Annotated in this window: 14 protein-coding genes; 8 read left to right on the forward strand and 6 right to left on the reverse strand. The window is 37.6% G+C overall.

Annotation, left to right across the window (positions count from 1 at the left end):
* Window positions 1–27 precede the first annotated feature (27 nt).
* A complete protein-coding gene (ehuB, locus tag ACJ2A9_RS16020; protein WP_441422678.1) occupies window positions 28–915 on the reverse strand; it encodes an ectoine/hydroxyectoine ABC transporter substrate-binding protein EhuB in 888 nt (295 codons plus the stop codon).
* 277 nt (window positions 916–1,192) lie between these two features.
* Between ehuB and ACJ2A9_RS16025 the strand changes: the two genes are divergently transcribed.
* The 8 genes from ACJ2A9_RS16025 (at window position 1,193) to ACJ2A9_RS16060 (ending at window position 12,377) form a co-directional block, all read left to right on the forward strand.
* Window positions 1,193–2,875 carry a PucR family transcriptional regulator gene (locus ACJ2A9_RS16025; protein ID WP_441422679.1) on the forward strand — a complete coding sequence of 561 codons (1,683 nt, stop codon included), beginning with the start codon at window positions 1,193–1,195 and terminating at the stop codon, window positions 2,873–2,875.
* A gap of 376 nt (window positions 2,876–3,251) precedes the next feature.
* Window positions 3,252–4,475 (forward strand): NAD(P)/FAD-dependent oxidoreductase, encoded by a 1,224-nt coding sequence (locus ACJ2A9_RS16030; protein ID WP_441422680.1) that lies wholly within the window; start codon window positions 3,252–3,254, stop codon window positions 4,473–4,475.
* A gap of 38 nt (window positions 4,476–4,513) precedes the next feature.
* Complete coding sequence (locus tag ACJ2A9_RS16035; protein ID WP_441422681.1) at window positions 4,514–5,284, forward strand: electron transfer flavoprotein subunit beta/FixA family protein; 771 nt, start codon at window positions 4,514–4,516, stop codon at window positions 5,282–5,284.
* A gap of 14 nt (window positions 5,285–5,298) precedes the next feature.
* On the forward strand, window positions 5,299–6,279 hold the full coding sequence (locus tag ACJ2A9_RS16040) for an electron transfer flavoprotein subunit alpha/FixB family protein (protein ID WP_441422682.1): 981 nt from the start codon (window positions 5,299–5,301) through the stop codon (window positions 6,277–6,279).
* Between the two features lie 113 nt (window positions 6,280–6,392).
* On the forward strand, window positions 6,393–7,553 hold the full coding sequence (locus tag ACJ2A9_RS16045; RefSeq protein ID WP_441422683.1) for a M20 metallopeptidase family protein: 1,161 nt from the start codon (window positions 6,393–6,395) through the stop codon (window positions 7,551–7,553).
* 60 nt (window positions 7,554–7,613) lie between these two features.
* Complete coding sequence (locus tag ACJ2A9_RS16050) at window positions 7,614–9,707, forward strand: (Fe-S)-binding protein (protein WP_441422684.1); 2,094 nt, start codon at window positions 7,614–7,616, stop codon at window positions 9,705–9,707.
* A gap of 295 nt (window positions 9,708–10,002) precedes the next feature.
* Window positions 10,003–11,601 carry a BCCT family transporter gene (locus ACJ2A9_RS16055; RefSeq protein ID WP_441422685.1) on the forward strand — a complete coding sequence of 533 codons (1,599 nt, stop codon included), beginning with the start codon at window positions 10,003–10,005 and terminating at the stop codon, window positions 11,599–11,601.
* 179 nt (window positions 11,602–11,780) lie between these two features.
* Window positions 11,781–12,377 carry a polysaccharide deacetylase family protein gene (locus tag ACJ2A9_RS16060; RefSeq protein ID WP_441422686.1) on the forward strand — a complete coding sequence of 199 codons (597 nt, stop codon included), beginning with the start codon at window positions 11,781–11,783 and terminating at the stop codon, window positions 12,375–12,377.
* Between the two features lie 43 nt (window positions 12,378–12,420).
* Here ACJ2A9_RS16060 and ACJ2A9_RS16065 read toward each other — a convergent pair whose 3' ends face one another.
* From ACJ2A9_RS16065 to ACJ2A9_RS16085, 5 genes are all read right to left on the reverse strand, one after another.
* Window positions 12,421–13,707: a Glu/Leu/Phe/Val family dehydrogenase gene (locus ACJ2A9_RS16065; protein ID WP_441422687.1), complete on the reverse strand. Its 1,287-nt coding sequence runs from the start codon at window positions 13,705–13,707 to the stop codon at window positions 12,421–12,423.
* Between the two features lie 69 nt (window positions 13,708–13,776).
* Window positions 13,777–15,759 (reverse strand): TRAP transporter permease, encoded by a 1,983-nt coding sequence (locus ACJ2A9_RS16070; protein WP_441422688.1) that lies wholly within the window; start codon window positions 15,757–15,759, stop codon window positions 13,777–13,779.
* A 153-nt stretch (window positions 15,760–15,912) separates the two neighbouring features.
* Window positions 15,913–16,890 (reverse strand): TAXI family TRAP transporter solute-binding subunit, encoded by a 978-nt coding sequence (locus ACJ2A9_RS16075; protein ID WP_441422689.1) that lies wholly within the window; start codon window positions 16,888–16,890, stop codon window positions 15,913–15,915.
* Between the two features lie 246 nt (window positions 16,891–17,136).
* Entirely contained in the window at window positions 17,137–18,015 is an 879-nt protein-coding gene (locus ACJ2A9_RS16080; RefSeq protein WP_441422690.1) for a response regulator, read from the reverse strand.
* A 3-nt stretch (window positions 18,016–18,018) separates the two neighbouring features.
* Window positions 18,019–19,296: a sensor histidine kinase gene (locus ACJ2A9_RS16085; RefSeq protein ID WP_441422691.1), complete on the reverse strand. Its 1,278-nt coding sequence runs from the start codon at window positions 19,294–19,296 to the stop codon at window positions 18,019–18,021.
* Between the last annotated feature and the right edge of the window lie 31 nt (window positions 19,297–19,327).

Below are 19,327 nucleotides of genomic sequence, written 5' to 3' on the forward strand. Positions count from 1 at the left end.
AATATAGGGGATTTCTTTAATGACGTTTTATTGCTGACATAGCTGCGTCGCTGTCATTTCACCTGGAAGTTCATTTTCACTAAATCCAAATGGGCTAATAACATCAAGTAATTCACCAGAGTCTTTTAACTTTTGAAGTTCAGCATTAAATGCATCACGGAAGTCTGTGTCATCTAAACGGAACGCAGATGCACCAAATCCTTGCGTAGGTTCACCGTCAATAATTGGTTGTTCAAAGTCAGTAACTCTTTCAATCTCATTACTTCCGGCACTTTCTAGCATGGCTTCTAATGATGGTCCAGTCATTGTTATTGCATCAACTCGACCAGCTAATAGAGCGGATACTGCGGAAGGAATATCATTTAAGATACTGATTTGATTGTCTGCGATACCTGAACCTTTCAAATAATCATGTTCAATTGCACCGGCCATTACACCCACTTTGGCATCTGGATTTGCCTTAATATCGTCGTAGCTGTAAAGACCAAGTGGATTTCCTGCTTTTACGCCAAGTGCTGCGCCAATGGTGTATTCCGGATCTGCGAAGCTGACTTGTTCACAACGTGCTGGTGTGATATACATTCCAGCGGTAATCATATCAAAGCGCCCAGCTTGTAGACCAGGAATTAACGAGCCAAACTCGGTAAGTACACCATTCATTTCTTCAATCCCTAAATTTTTTAGTACAGTACGGGCTACCTCAACAGCTTCACCAGTTAAGTTTCCATCATTGTCTGTATAGGCAAATGGTTTTTCATTGGCAAACCCAATTGTAACAGCACCATTACTTTTTACTTTTTCAAATGTTGTTTGATCCGAGTCATCACCATCGGAATTGGAAGAAGTAGAACTTCCGCATGCTGTCATTACTGCTAAGAATAATCCCATCATTAGTAAAAAAAATAGTTTTTTCATTTTAGTCCCCCTTGAAAATAAGTCAGATTTTCATGAAAATTTTAAACATAATGTAAGTTTACTGATTTATTTAATCTATGACTATCTACAGAATGTCTAAAATAGTTGGTAGACTATTCAACAAGTTGGATAGTCAATACTACTAGATTAAGGTAGAGTCTTTATGCTGAAATATAACAAAGGAAGGATTTCTAACAAAGTATATTGAAATAAGGATTAGTGTATTGTAAAGTTTATAAAAATAAGAAAATTATTAATTTTTCTGGAGGTTAAACAAGTGCTGACTGTACAAGATGTAATAAATCTGGATATATTAAAGGGTGGAAAAGTAATAACAGCTAAGCACAAGGTGTTCCATCAGCCCGTTGAATGGGTATCTATTATGGATATTCCAGTAGAAAACTATATTAGAAAAAATGAGTTTGTACTTAACACGGGGGCAGTTTCCGGTAAGAACTTGGATGTCTTTTATCAGTTTGTTGAAAGTGTATATGAATCAGGGGCTTCAGCACTTGCAATTGCAAAGGGAAGATATATTATGGAAATACCGGAAAGCGTTATTACGTTTGCAGAAGAGAGAGAATTTCCTATTATTGAAATTCCGTGGGAAATTCGATTTGCTGAAATTATACATTCTGTTATGAATGAAATTAAAAAAAGCCAAAATAAAGAGCTTCAGATCGTTGAAAATATTCAACAACAACTTTTAAATATGATATTGAATAACCCGAACCCCTCAAAGGTTGCGGATTTTATCGGAGAAAAAATAGGAAAACCTCTTATTATTGTAGATAAAGCAGGAGGAATCAAAGGAAAAAGCAATAATGGAAGAGATTTAGTAGAAGTTTGGAATCGATATCGGTCAACAAATAGTTTTGGTCCTCGAGCCATATCAATTTCAAATGGTCAACATCCGTTGCATGCGAGAATTGAAACGATTGAATTTATGGATCAGGTTATTTTACAAGTTCCAATTCAGTCGTCCAATCGGATTCAAGGGTACTTGAACGTTGAAATAAAAGATGAGATCGATTTGTTTTTAAATAACCAAAATGTTCGTTTACTTGAACAAGCCTCTAGCGTTCTTGCTATGTGGTTCCTGCGTGAAAATGCTATTGAAGAGACAAAAATGCGACTAAGAGGTGACTTTGTCTGGAGTCTTGCTAAAGGCGAGTTTGCAAGTTGGGACCAAAAGATAGCTCAAGCTAAATCACTTGGGTATAACTTAGATCTTCCATATATTTGTCTTATTGGTAATAGTGAAAATTTTGAAGAGCTTTATCAACGAAATAATAAGGACATTTCTTATGAACAGTGGAAGGATGGTATGTTTCATTATATCCATGATGAAATCTTTCTAGCAGCTAACTTTGTCAAACACAAAGTAATGACAACGAATCATGGTGATGATATTATTTTATTTCTTGAGTTGTCTGCGGACGCCGCTAAAGAAAAAGCACATAACTTTCTTGAGCTATTGCAACGAAGACTAAGTAACTTATTACCTGGAGTTATTATCTCTTGGGGAATAGGTAGTTGGCATGATGGCGAAAAGAAATTTGTTAATAGTTACAATGATGCAAAAATTGCTTTAGAAATTGGTCGAAAAAAAGAAGGTGCAGGTAGTCGAGTGTATTATGAGGATACGAGAACGGAGCGTGCTCTGTTAAGGTTAGCAAAAGATGATGAGATGAGTGATATTGTTAATAAGACGATTAAGACGCTAATCGAATATGATAAACAAAAAAACTCAAATTTAATTGAGACAATTATAGCGTATAATGAAAATCAAGGGAAAATCAGTCAAACAGCAAGAAGCTTACATCTCCATCGTCATACACTACTCTATCGATTACGAAAAATTGAGGGAATTACTAACTTATCGATCATTGACCCAGAGGATCGATTTCTATTGGAGTTATGCATTAAGCTATGGAAGTTGGGCGAGATTGAAGAATAGATCGAAGTTAGTATCCAAAGAAATATTGCGAATATACATAGATCATTTAGTTTAGAAACATTTCGTTTTAAAAAGAATAACAACTTAATAGGAATAAATGTTTTAACTTTTAAGAGTGGCATAATTGCCACTCTTTTTTTTACTCTGAAAATGCTATAAGTAGCCTTCATACGTCAATTTGTAGAATAAATGGTAGGAATTATAGACAGATTTTTGATTGATTACTAGTTATTCGAAAAATTGTCCTAATATTTTGAATATAGTTCCAACAAAATGTCGAATGACGATTTAGCCCATGAAGAGATATGATTACTACAAGGATTTGAAGGAATTATTCTCTACAATCCATCAGTTAAAAGAGAGAGGAGCATAAAACATGAATAAACTACCACAAACAGCTGATGCTGTCATTATCGGAGCGGGGCTAATGGGATGCAGTACCGCCTACGAACTAGCGAAAAGAGATGTGAAAAACATCGTAGTACTCGAGAAAAACGCGATCGGATCGGGGGCAACGGGTCAATCAAGTGGAGTGCTACGCGGCCATTATAGTTATGAAATTTTAACACGAATGGCAATCCAAAGCTTAGATACTTTTAAACATGCGAAAGAAATATTAGGGACTGACGTCGGGTATCAGCCTGTAGGATATTTATTTGGGGTTGATCACGAAAATGTGGAAACATTGAAGAGAAATGTTGAAATGCAAAAGAAAAACGGGGTTAATACAGGTATGGTTTCCAAAGAGGAAGTGCAAAAACTCTACCCTTATATGGATACTGATCAATTTGGAGGGTTTGCATTTGAACCTGAGGGTGGTTATGGAGATCCAGTGTTACTGAGTCAGGCATATGCTGATGCGGCCAGATCTTTGGGTGTCAAAATTAAACAACATTGTGGCGTCAAAAAGATACTGACAAGTGAAGATGGCAGTGCGATTGTCGGTGTTGAGACGACAGATAATCAAACAATCTTTACAACAACAGTTGTTGTGGCTGCTGGAGTTGGGGCGCATCATTTAATGAAAAATATTGGTGTTGACGTCCCAATTCGTGGACAGCGTGCGCAGCTCATCTACGTTGATCCAGGTACAGAGTTAGGAACGGTTCCTTCTTTCGGAGATTTCAAGCATGATCAGTATATTAAACCAGAGGTAAGCAGTGGGCATCTATTGTTAGGGAATGCCGACCACGCGAAACCACAATTTATTGATCCAGCTGATTATGACGCTGATAATTATCCGAAACATGCAACAGATGAAGCGATTGAAAAGGCCATTACGAAGTTTTTAACATGCTTCCCAGGGCTTGAGCGTGCAAAGCTACTCGCTAGTTATTCTGCCGCTTATGAAGCGACGCCAGATGGAATTCCTTATATTGGCCATACACCAATCGAAGGTGCATATCTTTGTACAGGATTTAGTGGTCACGGTTACAAGATTACACCAGTCGTTGGTAAGTTAACGGCAGATTTAATCTTAGAGGGAGAAAGTAAGCAGGAAGGAATTAGCCTTGCACCTTTCCGATTAACTCGTTTTGCAGAAAATGATTTACTTAAGCCAGAAAATCCTTATACAACAACAATTAATAGTCATGTATAATCTACGAATCTTATAAGAAAAAAGGAGGTATTTTCATAATGAAAATCGTTGTCATTATTAAACAAACATTAGATACGGAAGAAAAACTTTCAATCACAAATGGTCAAATTGATCATGAAAACGTGGAGCTTATTCTAAATCCCTATGATGAGTATGCGGTGGAAGAAGCTGTTAAGTTAAAAGAGGAAAATGATGGAGAAGTTACAGTTATTACAATCGGTTCAGAAGACGCAGAGAGTGCCCTGCGTACTGCGTTAGCAATGGGTGCTGATAACGCGATTTTGATCGAAGAAGATGAAGATTTATTGTTGGATGAAAACGGGATTGCAAAAGTATTAGCAGCGGCGATAAAGGATATTGACTATGACATTATCCTTGGTGGAAATATGTCCGTCGACAATGGTGCCAGTCAAGTTGGACCACGCCTTGCTGAAGAATTGGATATTCCGCATATTGCTACGGTTACAAAGCTAGAGATTAATGGTAAAAATGTAAAGGTAGAACGGGATGTTGAAGGAGATATCGAAATTATTGAATCATCCTTACCAATTTTGGTAACAGCCCAACAGGGTTTAAATGAACCGCGTTATCCTTCTTTGCCAGGGATTATGAAAGCAAAAAAGAAGCCATTAGAGCAGTTGGAAATTGACGATTTAGACCTTGATGAGGCGGATATTCTAGCAAAATCGGAAGTGGTAGACCTCTACTTACCTCCTAAAAAGGAAACGGGGCGAATTTTTGAGGGCGAACTTAAGGCTCAAGTAGAAGAATTAGTTCAAATATTGCATGAAGAAAATAAGGTCGTTTAAGGAGGCAGAATAGGATGACAAAAGTACTTGTACTTGCTGAAGCGAAAAATGGAAAATTAAGAAATGTGTCAATTGAAGTTCTAACCGTTGCTGGACGAGTGGCGAGCGATGTAGAAATCAATGCATGCATCTTTGGAAGTGATACGGAAAAGTATAGTGAAGAACTAGCTAAATATGGTGCCGAAAAGGTGTACGTTGTTGATAATGAAGAGCTAAATGAATACACACCGGATGGCTACAAACAAGCATTGCTCAAAGTCATTGAAGAAGTACAACCCGATGTTGTACTCACTGGGCATACAGCAATCGGAAAAGATATCTTTCCTCGTGTAGCGGCTCGATTAAATGTTGCGCTTATCTCAGATTGCATTGATGTGGAAACGGAAGACGTACTTGTTTTTACAAGACCAATCTATTCTGGTAAAGCATTCCAAAAGAAAAAAGTAATAAAAGATTTAGTAATGGCAACAATTCGTCCAAACAATATCGAAGCGAAAGAGAATCCGGTTACGAATGAAACGAGTAAACTACTTGTAACAATTAAAGATCTCCGTTCAGTCGTAAGAGAAGTTGTGAAAAAAGCATCTGGCAAAGTGGACCTTGCCGAAGCGAAAGTCATTGTTTCAGGAGGCCGCGGAGTCAAAAGTGCTGAAGGGTTCCAACCTCTGCAAGAGTTGGCAGATGTCCTTGGAGGAGCAGTTGGTGCATCACGTGCTGCTTGTGATGCCGAATATTGTGATTACTCGCTACAAATTGGTCAAACAGGGAAAGTCGTGACACCGGATTTATATATCGCATGTGGAATTTCCGGAGCCATGCAACACTTAGCGGGAATGTCGAGTTCAAAAGTTATTGTAGCGATTAATAAAGATCCTGAAGCAAATATTTTCCATGTGGCAGATTACGGGATTGTTGGAGATTTATTTGAGGTCGTTCCTTTATTAACGGAAGAATTCAAAAAGGTACTTGCTGAGAAACAGGCTTTAGCAAACTGAATAGTCAAAATATTATGAATACCGGGTGGCGCTGTCACCCGGTTAAACTTTAGTGATGTTTATTTTTTGTCTTAGGATAATTATACCAACGATACGATAAGAGGTGATTATCAATGAAATCATTAGCAGAAGAAATTATAGAATGGCGAAGGGATTTTCACAAACATCCTGAACTTTCATTTGAGGAAAGCAGAACGTCAAAAATCGTTGCAGATTTTTTGAGAAGCATAGGTTTAGATGTAAAGGAACGAGTGAACGGGAACGGAGTGGTGGCAGATCTAAAAACGATTGAGAACGGCCCAACGATTGCATTTCGAGCAGATATGGATGCTTTGCCAATTCAAGAAGAAACAGGCTTACCTTTTGCATCACAGGTTCCAGGGGTCATGCATGCCTGTGGACATGATGGGCATACGGCAATATTAATGGGGGCTGCGAAACGGCTATCGCTGCAAAGAAATCACTTAGGAGGAAATGTGAGGTTTATTTTTCAGCCTGCAGAGGAAGTAAGCCCGGGCGGAGCACTCGGAATGATTGAAGAAGGAGTCTTAGAGGGTGTTGATGCCATATTTGGATTGCACTTATGGTCTGAATTACCTTCAGGAACATTTCAAACTTCTTATGGCCCGATGATGGCGGCAACAGACAGCTTTTCGATTGAAATTAATGGGAAGGGCGGACATGGAGGGATGCCTCATAATACAATTGATTCTATTGTTATCGCATCGCACTTAATTATGGCATCACAGCAAATAATTAGCCGAAACATCGACCCTTTAGAATCAGGAGTAATTACATTTGGGAAAATGAACTCGGGTACAGCATTTAATATTATTGCAAATCAAGCGGTATTAGAAGGTACAGCACGAAGTTTTTCCCCGGGTGTAAGAAATATTCTTCAAACAAAATTAGAAACGTTAACTAAGGGTTTAGAAAACATCTACGGAGCGGACATTAACGTAAATTATCAGCGTGGATATCCTGCCGTCGTGAATCATAAGACAGAAGCTGAGATCATCCTAGATGTAGCCAGAGACGTTTTTGGTCCTGAGAATACAGGCATAATGAAACCGAATATGGTAGGGGAGGATTTTGCCTATTATTTAAAAGAGATTCCAGGCGCTTTCTGTTTCATTGGTGCAGGTGATACAAATAAACCCATCTACCCTCATCATCATCCACGATTTCAAATTGATGAAACTGTATTACCAATGGCAGCGGAATGGTTTTATCAATTAGCGTTGAAATACTTTGGAACGAGCTCGAGTACATAAGCTAGCCATTTTATTTCCATGATTCTATACAATAATTGACAGAAAGGAGTAAATCGTAACATGGAACAAATAGCTATTATTAACTTTATTGCATTTCTATGTGTAACAGGATATGCCATCTATTTATTTATTTCACTAGTAAAAACACGATATGAATATATCAAACTGGGAAAAAAGACAGAATTTACTCATACAATAAAGGACCGATTGGATGCTGTTATTGTAAATGTATTAGGACAAAAGAAACTAATGAAAGATAAAAAGAGCGGTACGATCCATGTCATGTTTTTCTATGGTTTTTTGCTTGTTCAGTTTAGTGCGATCGATGTGATTTGGAAAGGATTAGCAATAGGATCGCATTTACCATTAGGACCGGTTTATCCTTTTTTTACTATTTTCCAAGAGTTAGTCGTACTCATGATTCTTATCGCAGTTGTTTGGGCATTTCATCGTCGTTACATTGAAAAATTAACTCGTTTGAAGAGAGGATGGAAGTCTGGGCTCGTTCTTATTTTCATAGGTGGATTAATGGTTTCAAAGCTATTTGCGAAGGGAATGGAGAAAATTTGGCTTGATAAACCATTGACTGGTTTTGAACCAATTGCTTCAGTCCTTGCCTATGTTTTTTCTGGAATCGGCCCAACAGCTGCAGCCGTCATGTTCTTTCTATTCTGGTGGTTGCACTTATTATTTTTATTAACATTTTTAGTGTATATCCCGCAATCCAAACATGCACACTTACTTGCAGGTCCTGCCAATGTATTTGTTGGCCGAACACATAAAGTAGGTCAATTATCTACAATTAATTTTGAAGATGTCTCACAAGAAGTATTTGGAGTAAATAAAATAGAAGATTTCAATCAAAAACAATTGTTGGACTTATATGCTTGTGTTGAATGTGGTCGTTGTACAAACATGTGTCCGGCAACAGGAACAGGAAAAATCCTCTCACCAATGGATTTGATTGTAAAACTTCGTAATCACTTAACTGAAAAAGGAGCTGCTGTTACATCAAGATCTCCATGGCTTCCTAGCTTTGCATTTAATCATACAAAAGGAAATCAGTTAGCAATGCAAGGCTCGGCGAATCAAGAAGTAGCAGCAACAATCGAATATGATGTGAGCCTGATTGGTGATGTTATTACAGAGGAAGAAATTTGGGCATGTACAACGTGCCGTAACTGTGAAGATCAATGTCCAGTGATGAATGAGCATGTTGATAAAATCATTGATATGCGTCGTTTCCTTGTCTTAACAGAAGGAAAGATGGATGCTGATGCCCAGCGTGCGATTACAAATATCGAACGTCAAGGGAACCCGTGGGGAATTAGCCGAAAAGAGCGTGAAAACTGGCGTGACGGTCGTGATGACATTGATGTGCCAACAGTGAAAGAAATGGAGAAAAAAGGTGAAGAGTTTGAATACCTCTTCTTCGTTGGTTCAATGGGTTCTTACGACAACCGAAGTCAAAAGATTGCACAATCATTTGCGAAAGTGATGAATCTTGCAGGTGTAAAATTTGCAATTCTTGGAAACAAGGAGAAAAACTCTGGAGATACACCACGTCGTATCGGAAACGAGTTCTTATTCCAGGAGCTAGCAAATGCAAATATTGAAACATTTAAAAAGCATAACATTAAAAAGATCGTTACAACCGATCCGCATGCATACAATACACTGAAAAGTGAGTACCCTGAGTTTGGGTTAGATGCAGAAGTATTTCATCATACTGAATTACTGTCTCAATGGATTAAGGAAGGAAAACTAACACCGACAAATGAAGTCAATGAAATCATTACGTACCATGACTCTTGTTATTTAGGTCGTTACAACGAAGTATATGAGCCCCCACGTGACGTACTAAAAGCAATTCCTGGCGTACAGCTCGTTGAAGCGTCTCGTCACCATGAAAATGGGATGTGCTGTGGAGCGGGCGGAGGTATGATGTGGACAGAGGAAGACACAGGAACCCGTATTAACGTTGCCAGAACAGAACAAATTCTTGACGCGAAACCGACAATGATCGGAAGTGGTTGTCCGTACTGCTTAACAATGATCAGCGATGGTACGAAGATGAAAGAAGTGGAAGACGATGTGAAGACACTTGATATTGTAGAGATATTAGAAAAGTCACTAGATAATAAAGTAAGTTAGGAATGATATTTAATAAGAGACAACAAATACCTTCCGTTACTTTTGGAAGGTATTGTTCTATTTTATGTTTTGCCAATTTGAGTATTTGAAGTATATTTATTAAAATTGTATAAAGATCTTAAGTTTTTTTCCACAACTTGTCGAATGATTCTAAAAACTAAATTTGTTATTATTAAAATATTCAGAAAAGTATAGTCTCGGATTTATCTATTGATCCTAGACCGACGTGCAGACTCTATTTCATGGAAAAGGTATTAAGCAGTTTAAGACGGTGATATTGGAGGTTTGTTAATATATGAAAAAAATTGAAGGGGCAAACAGAAGTAGTTTAATAGACTACAAAATTTTTATTCCATCTTTACTTATTATTTTTGCCATTGGTATTCCTTTTTCCATGTACGAAGATGCATCTCTACATATGTTGAATAGTATTTTTGATAAAATTGTGGAAGCGTTTTCATGGGGGTACATTTGGTATGGTTTTTTAATGGCTGTAGCAGCATTATGTTTATCATTTTCTAAGTATGGGAATGTTGTTTTAGGCGATCCGACTGAGAAACCAAGATTTACTTTATTTGAATATGCTTCTATTCTTGTAGCAATGGGGTTAGGATCGACGATCATGCGGACTGGTATGATTGAATGGACCAATGTTGTACAGGATCCCCCTTATGGAGTAGAGGCTTACTCGATTGACGCATTATTGTGGGGAAGTTCGTACAGTATGTTTTTATGGAGTTTCCAAACGTTTGCCATTTTTGTCATGGCAGCACCGGCATTGGGATATGTATTACATGTTCGAAAGAAACCACTTTTGCGAATTTCCGAAGCGTGTCGCTGTATTTTAGGAGATAAATTAACAGATGGTATAGGCGGAAAAATCGTAGATGTAATTTTTTTAATTAGTATCCTTTCAGGAGCAGCAGTTACTTTAGGTTTAGGTGCCCCTATTATTACATATAATTTAGCCAAGTTATTTAGTATTGAGATTACGTTTACCTTAACACTCATTGTGACAATTATCTGGGTAGTTCTTTTTTCTATAAGTGCTTACTTAGGAATAGAAAAAGGGATAAAAAGATTAAGTACTCTCAATATGTATATCGCGGGTGCGTTCGCTTTATTCATCATGCTAGCCGGACCTGGTATATTTATTCTTGATTACTTCACCGATAGTGTAAGTTTTCTCTTAACAAATTATATGAATATGTCCCTACATACGAATTCTTTAGACATGGTAGGAAGCATGTATATCGTAAAAAACACGGTATTTTGGTTTGCTTATTCTGCTACATGGGCAATGCTGCATAGTGTGTTTGCTGCGAAGATTTCCCGAGGTAGAACGATTAAAGAAATGATACTCACTTATTTACTAGCTCCTACGCTTATTTCCTGGGTTGCATCAGGAGTTCTTGGAGGTCTTGGTGTAAATAGATTTCTTTCTGGTACTGTTCCTGTGATGGATATTGTCCAAGAACAGAATCCTATGGCAGCTATTCCTGAAATATTAGCCTCGTTGCCATTTGCTATCATCGCGATTTCAGTCTTTATTCTCGTAGCTATCATTTTTTTGACCACGACATTAGACTCGACAACTTATACTATTGCATCCTATTTAAGTACAAAAAATATGGTGGATGGAGAGCCTTCTAAAATAGTAAGAATTATTGTTGCTGGAATCATTACATTCATTGGTCTTATATTAATGAGAATTGGTGGCCTAGCTCCACTTGAAGTTCTTACTGGTCTCCTAGGTATACCGATCATTGTCATACAGTTCCTGACTATTTATGCAGCTAAGAAAATGATGGATGAGGATAAGGCATGGAAATATAATGTGAGAAAAAATGAGGAGACAACTGAGAATAAATGGCGAAACGTTAATAATTTTTGACAAAATATAGGGTGTTAAAAAACTCCAAAAAGAGGTGGCTTTATGCCGCCTCAATTTTTTTTAAAGTGAATAAGGTAGTAACATCATAATAGGTATATAATGATAAACAGAATAATTTTGATAAGATTATATAGGAGTGAATTTTTTTGCATAACCAATGAGTAGTTGATGGACAGGTCGTGTACGATCTTAAAGATGAGAGATGGATAAAAAATAAGAAACAGCTTACAACTACTGAGAAAAACGTTATTCTTACGTTTGATGATGGTCCTAGTAAGCATCTACATTCGATTTTAGATATATTTAAAGAAAAGAATGTCCAAGCAATTTTTTTCTGGCAATCGAGATTATTATATGGGGAAAGACCGTGGAAAAGAGTATTGGATGAAGGGCATGTTATAGGAGCACATTCCCATCAGCATAAAAATCTTGTAAAGCTAACAAAAGAAGTACAATATAAGCAAATTAAACAGGGTGTTGACATTATTCAAGAGATTACACAAACAAAAGTTCAATATTTCAGACCACCATTTGGTCAATATAATGACGATACATTGTCAATTTTAAACGATCTCCATTTAATACCTGTGATGTGGGAAATCTCATCCTATGATTGGATGAACAAAGCAACACCTGAGAAGATCGTGTGTAATGTCAGTGAAAATATGAGGGATGGATCTATTATCCTTTTACATGAATTAGAGCAAACGGTCACAATTTTGCCAGAGCTTATTGACCGAATTAGAGCGAAGGGCTTTGGGTTTAGTTTACTATAGAGAAGGGGATGTCTTAAGACATCCCCTTTACTTAATTATTAAGTTAAATCCAACCGCGCAGGTGAGAGGCTTCAGCCATTTTACGCACACCAACCATGTATGCGGCCAGACGCATGTTCACATTACGCTGTTGCGCTGTATCATATACGTTGGCAAATGATTTAACGATGACATCGCGTAGTTTTGTTAGTACTTCTTCTTCAGTCCAATAGTAGCCTAAATTGTTTTGAACCCACTCAAAATAGGATACTGTTACACCGCCAGCACTAGCTAATACATCAGGAACTAATAAAATATCACGTTCTGCTAAAATACGCGTTGCTTCAAGTGTTGTCGGTCCATTCGCTGCTTCAACTACAACTTTGGCATTAATGCGATGCGCATTATCGATCGTAATTTGGTTTGAAATTGCTGCCGGAACAAGAATGTCACAAGGTAACTCTAATAGTTCTTTATTTGAAATCGTGTTTTTAAATTGGTTTGTTACCGTTCCAAAGGAATCACGACAATCTAACAAATCTTCAATATCAAGCCCATCTTCATTATATAAAGCCCCGTACGCATCCGAAATTCCAATGACTTTTGCGCCAGAGTCATGCATGAACTTAGCAAGGTAGCCGCCCGCGTTTCCGAATCCTTGGACAACAACTTTTGCGCCTTTCACGTCGATTCCCTTTCGTTTAGCCGCTTCCTCAATACAAATGACGACACCACGAGCTGTTGCTGTTTCGCGACCGTGAGAACCACCAAGTATAAGTGGTTTACCAGTAATGAAACCAGGAGAGTCAAACTCACGAATGCGGCTGTATTCATCCATCATCCATGCCATAATTTGTGAATTTGTAAAGACATCTGGAGCAGGAATATCTTTTGTTGGTCCAACAATTTGACTGATAGCTCTAACATATCCGCGACTTAATCTTTCAATCTCAGGGAATGACATCTCACGAGGATCACAAATGATTCCGCCTTTTCCACCACCATAAGGAAGGTCAACAATCCCACATTTTAAGCTCATCCATATCGAAAGGGCTTTTACTTCTTCTTCAGTTACTTCTGGATGAAAGCGAACCCCCCCTTTTGTTGGCCCAACTGCATCACAATGCTGAGCGCGGTAGCCTGTGAATACTTTTACACTGCCATCGTCCATCTTCACTGGGATTCTTACAGTCAGCATTCGTAATGGTTCTTTTAATAGCTCATGTGTTTCTTCTTTATAGCCTAATTTTGTTAATGCCTCATGAATAACCGTTTGTGTTGATTCCAATAAGCTTGCTTTATTTGCATGATTGTTTTTTTGTTCATTTGTTAATGTAGTAGTGGCTGCCATTTTATTCACCTCGGAAAGTATTAAACATCTATATTAGAAATTAAGTAGGATCTATGAAAACTTTACGAATTAACTAGCTAACTTCATTACATTTTGTTTCTTTGATTTCATGACTTGTAAAAGTACTACAGTGACAAGAAGTCCAATTCCGATTCCATCGGATACTAATCCTGGATAGATAAGAAATAGACCGCCAGCAGCACCTAGTATTCTTTCTATTGCATTCATTGGGCAAAGTAAGTAACCCATGACGCCAGAACCGATACCGATCATTCCAACTAATGACGTAACAATTAACAGCAGTCCTGTCAGAAGTGGTGTATCAATCATAAATAGCTCTGGTGATAGAACAAAGATATACGGAATTATGAAGGCGGCAATTGCCAGTTTTGCTGCAATAAAGCCTGTTTTTATAGGACGGCCTTTAGAAACCCCGCATGCCGCAAATGCTGCAAGTGCAACTGGAGGTGTAATATCGGCAACAATTCCAAAATAAAATGCAAACATGTGTGCTGATAATAAAACAGCCATACTAACTTCAGCCCCAGGTTCTGAAAGAAGTAATATAATCGCTGGTGCTGCCATTGAAGATGTAATGATGTAATTGGCTGTTGTCGGACTTCCCATTCCCAGGATGATTGAAGCGATCATCGTAAAGAATAAAGTTAATAATAGAACACCGTTTGATAAGTCAATTAGGCCTCCCGCAAATTTTAATCCAAGTCCAGTCAGTGTTACGACACCGACAATCATTCCAGCACATGCTGTTGCTGCTGCCACACCTAAAGCAGTGCGAGCACCATTTTCAAGTGCCTCTAAAATGTCTTTGAACGATAATCTTGTCTCTTTACGGATTGCCCCAACAAGGATAACACTCAATATTCCGAAAAGAGCTGCTCGGATTGGTGAGAATCCTGCCATTAACAGGCCGATTATGACAAAGAGTGGGGCTAACAAGTATAATTTTTTCAAAACTTCCTTTTTATTTGGGAGTTCTTCCTTAGTTAAGCCGCGAAGTCCGATTCGCTTTGCTTCTAAATGAACCATAATCCAAATACCAGCAAAATAGAGGAGGGCGGGAACAAGTGCTGCCTTGGCAATATCCCAGTAAGAAATCCCAGTAAACTCAGCCATTAAAAATGCTGCAGCACCCATAATTGGCGGCATTAACTGACCTCCAGTAGAAGCAGCTGCTTCTACGCCACCTGAAAATTCTTTACTGTATCCTGTCTTTTTCATCATTGGGATTGTAAACGAACCTGATGTTACAACATTGGCTACAGAACTTCCACTGATTGTACCTTGCAGGGCACTCGAGAAAACCGCTACTTTCGCTGGCCCACCTACTGATCTTCCTGCTATAAGGAGGGCAAGGTCGTTAAAGTATTGTCCGACACCTGTTTTGACTAAGAAGGCACCAAATAGTAAGAACAAGAAAATAAACGTAGCTGAGACGGATAATGGAGTGCCTAAAATTCCATCAGTTGTAAAATACATATGTGTGATTAAACGCTCAAGACTTACGCCTCGATGCTCTAAGAAGCCCGGCATGTAATTTCCAAACAACGCATAGAGTAAAAATGCGGCTGCGATGATAACAATAGGCAGACCAACAACACGACGAGTTGCCTCTAAAACTAGTAAAATAGCGAGTCCACCGACTATAAAATCTAGGTTATTGTACATCCCTGCACGTTGGACAAGATTGCTATATTCAAATGTCCAGTATAGACCGACAAAAATACTTACAATCACGATAATGCCGTCATAGATTGGTAACCGGTTGTTTAACGCTTTTTTCGAAATAGGATAGAGTAGAAAAATAAGTGCAAGGGCAAATGTTAAATGGATTGACCGTTGTAATTGTGAGGCCAGTGTTCCAAATATTGCTGTATACAATTGGAATCCTGAAAATGAGATCGCCGCAATGGTCACAATCCATTTAAAAAGGCCGGCATAATTTCGAAATCTTGATTCTTTATCAAATTTACTTAATAGTTCTTGCTGTTCTTTTTCAGACAATTCTTGTACATTTTTTTCTTTTTCATTCAAATAGAAAACCTCCTTAACTCATAAAACAATAAATTCAACTAACCATCAGTTAGCTGACAAGTAGAGTGGGAACTGGTGGTTAGGTCAACTTTTTGTGATCAATAGAAAGCCCGAGGAAGGTATTTATACCTCCTCGGATAGATTGTAAAACTATTATTTTATACCATTTTCTTCATAGAACTTTAGGGCACCAGGATGAATATCGATGCTTAGTCCTTCTAAGGCATTATCAACTGAAATGAATTCCGCTCTTGTGTTGATCGCAACTAATTGAGCTGTATTTTCAAATAATGCTTTTGTTGCCTCGTAAACAAACTCTTCAGGAAGATCGCTTGATACAGCTAACATTGCTTTAACAGCAACAGTTTTTGTTTCTGCTACTCCAGGGTATGTGTCGGCAGGAACTGTTTCCTCAACATAGAAAGGATACTTGTTCATTAACTCTGCAATTTTGTCAGCTTCAATGTTAATTAATTTAACACCGCTTGTTGCAGATAATTCTGTTACTGCAGATGTAGGTGCACCAGCTGTTAAGAACGCAGCATCTAAGTTTCCATCTTGAATTCTTGACACAGAATCACCGAAAGCTAAATATTCAGCATTAAAATCATCAAAAGTTAAGCCGAAAACTTCTAATATTTGACGAGCATTGGCTTCAACACCACTACCAGGAGCCCCTACAGAAACACGTTTTCCTTCTAAGTCAGCAACACTCGAAATTGAGCTATTAGCTGGAACGACGATTTGAACAGTCTCATTGTATAAAGTTGCTAGACCCTGTAGATTTTCAACTTTACTACCTTCAAACATCATTGTTCCATTTGTCGCATAATCAGCAATGTCATTTTGTACGAATGCTAATTCTACGTCTTTAGAACCTAGTAAACGCATGTTTTCAACTGATCCGCCTGTTGTTTGAGCGGTAGCGCTTACATTTGTATTGTCAGTTATAATTTGGGCAATTCCTCCACCTAGTGGATAGTAGGTTCCTGACGTTCCACCAGTTGCAATGATTAATTGACTTGGCAAAGATGATTCTTCGTTTGTCTCAGTTCCACTTTCTTCACTTCCACATGCTGCTAGTATGACAAGCAGTGCAGAAAGGAGAAATGGAAATAAATATTTCTTCATGTAATAATCCCCCTTCATTTGTTCAACAAAATTTCAAATTCCTACTGATTGTAAAGGGGAAGTAATGAAAAGTGACGAAAACCTACAGAAAAAAACAAAAATATTTTACAAATTTATTAATTTTTTCTTTTAAGGTTGGAATAGAGGAAATTAAAAGTTGAAAAGCACCGATTAAATTAATCGATGCTTTTCTTTGCCTGTACTTTTCATTTTCAACTTTTAACCAATCTAAACCCTAATCTCTCATTACATTCTTTCCTGAATTTCTACATAGAAAGCGTATAAAAACTTTCGAATGTTTATTCGCGGGTTTCGAGATGACTGTTTTTCATCTAATTCATTCATTTTAAGCCGAACCTCACTGAAATCAAAAAATTTTGAAGCATAAAGTTCAAACTTCGGATGGGAATAGTCGGTAAGACCTATTGAAGCAAGGTTTGTTAATGCCTGATTTATAGCACGGCGTAAGCGCTGTTCAAATGCTTTAATTGTTTTGTCACTAGTATCTTGACCTCGAAATTTTAATACTTCAATATAGAGCGTTTTTAACGATATACTTTCAAAGTCATTTTCCATAATATTGAGCCGATTCATTACTTCCATTAGATCAGAACTACCGTTTTCACCTAAAATACCGAGATCTGAAAGAATTTCATGCATTATCTTTTCTAAGCTAGGCTTTTTCCTGTGGGATTTTGCTTCTGAGAATGGCAAAAGCGATAAGCTTTCTTTAATGGCTAGTAATGATTTTTCCATTTTAATTTGTTCAATGACTTTCATTATAACTGAAGTAACCTCAACTTTATTAATCGGCTTATGAATAAAGTATTCAACACCAGTTTCGTAAGCTTTTCCGACCATATCCTTATTTTCAATTTGGGAAATCATAATAAATTTACTTGAGGTGTTCATTTCTTTCAGTTGCTGAATCGTCTCAATTCCATCCTGCGTAGGCATCAGGAGATCTATAAGAATAATATTTGGTTTTTCGATAATAATTTCGGTTAATGCACTAACAGGATCGGCACTTTCCCCAACAACCTCACCAAGCGATTCATCACGAATGATTTTTGCTAGAATTCTTCGAGTTGAGATATCGTCATCGAGGATATAGTAATTCATCATTTTTTAACACCCCTTTACTTCAATTACATTGATAGGTAGTCGAATGTTGAACACAGTCCCATTGTGATCGGACACTACATGAATGGTTCCATTCATTTCTTCAACCATTGACTTCACATGAGAAAGACCGATTCCAGTAGATGCCTTACCGAATTGATCAAATTTAGATGTATAGCCAGGTTCAAAGATAACGGCTAGATCATCTTTATGAATACCAACACCATTGTCAATAATTCTAATGACAAGATCCTTTTGCTCATTTGCAATTGCAAGTTGAATGTGACCTTTCGTATTTATGGCCTCAATTGCATTGGCTATGAGGTTGTTTAGAATAATAAGAAGGGGGTAGACTAGTAATATGTCAAGGTCTAACTTCTGTTTAATCGTAAATTGTATGTCTTTCTTTAGCGATTGGCTGTATTTTTCGTTTGCTTTAATGCTTAATTTTATAATATCAGAAAGAGATGTCGGGCCAGTCCGATTCTCATTTAATATCAATTTTTCAAGTCCTGCCAAAATTCGTTGATTATCCTTTTTAACTTCGTGTAATTCTTGGGTGACCGTTAACGATAATGTGGCCAAATGGTTATGTGATTCGAGTTCTCTTAATTCACGGTATAGCTTATGGCTTTTTCCTGTTACATTTTCAATTTCATTTAAGGTTTTTTTTAAATAAAATCCTTCGATATACAACTCTGATAATATTGTCTGTATTTGTTCAAAGCGTGAGCGTTGAACTTGATAGACAGCAGCTAGCTTACTAGCTTCGAAAAGCGAAAATAGCCCAACGACAAAAAAGCTTCTAGTAATGGCAATGATGACTACATATGTAACCGGAACAGAATACAAATGATGGTCAGGGAGAAAAGGAATCATCACGAGTAAGAGGACAATATTTGAAAAAGCATCAGAAAATGCCCCCCAACCCCCAATCCAAAGTCCATTTTTATGAAAATCTTTATGCTGTATATACCGAAGCAGTATGGCAAAAGTAACGTAAAAGCCGATAACTGGACTATGTGTGAGCAAAGACCCGTAAAAAGAGAATGAATCTAATGAAATTGCATAATCAAGTCCTATTCGAAAAGACGCTGTAAAAATACCCGTTACTAGTCCAGTTAAGAAATAAGGAACATCCCGATAAAACAGCAATAGGAAGAAAAATCCGGCGCCTCCTAATCCAAACCGAAAAGAGCTATCGAAAGGGCTTACTTTTAATTCACCTAGAAAGGCTGTACATAAAACAATAGTTAGTATCTTTAAGAGTAGACGATTGTTCACGATTTCCTTCCTTCCAGCATGCTCTTAGAAT

Origin of the sequence: Anaerobacillus sp. MEB173, assembly GCF_052119505.1 — a bacterium.
GTDB lineage: Bacteria > Bacillota > Bacilli > Bacillales > JBJMAU01 > JBJMAU01.

Excerpts from the sequence above, each read along its gene's own strand:
- ehuB (WP_441422678.1), bottom strand. The coding sequence starts at position 915 with ATGAAAAAACTATTTTTTTTACTAATGATGGGATTATTCTTAGCAGTA.
- ACJ2A9_RS16030 (WP_441422680.1), top strand. The coding sequence starts at position 3,252 with ATGAATAAACTACCACAAACAGCTGATGCTGTCATTATCGGAGCGGGG.
- ACJ2A9_RS16035 (WP_441422681.1), top strand. The coding sequence starts at position 4,514 with ATGAAAATCGTTGTCATTATTAAACAAACATTAGATACGGAAGAAAAA.
- ACJ2A9_RS16040 (WP_441422682.1), top strand. The coding sequence starts at position 5,299 with ATGACAAAAGTACTTGTACTTGCTGAAGCGAAAAATGGAAAATTAAGA.
- ACJ2A9_RS16045 (WP_441422683.1), top strand. The coding sequence starts at position 6,393 with ATGAAATCATTAGCAGAAGAAATTATAGAATGGCGAAGGGATTTTCAC.
- ACJ2A9_RS16050 (WP_441422684.1), top strand. The coding sequence starts at position 7,614 with ATGGAACAAATAGCTATTATTAACTTTATTGCATTTCTATGTGTAACA.
- ACJ2A9_RS16055 (WP_441422685.1), top strand. The coding sequence starts at position 10,003 with ATGAAAAAAATTGAAGGGGCAAACAGAAGTAGTTTAATAGACTACAAA.
- ACJ2A9_RS16065 (WP_441422687.1), bottom strand. The coding sequence starts at position 13,707 with ATGGCAGCCACTACTACATTAACAAATGAACAAAAAAACAATCATGCA.
- ACJ2A9_RS16075 (WP_441422689.1), bottom strand. The coding sequence starts at position 16,890 with ATGAAGAAATATTTATTTCCATTTCTCCTTTCTGCACTGCTTGTCATA.
- ACJ2A9_RS16080 (WP_441422690.1), bottom strand. The coding sequence starts at position 18,015 with ATGATGAATTACTATATCCTCGATGACGATATCTCAACTCGAAGAATT.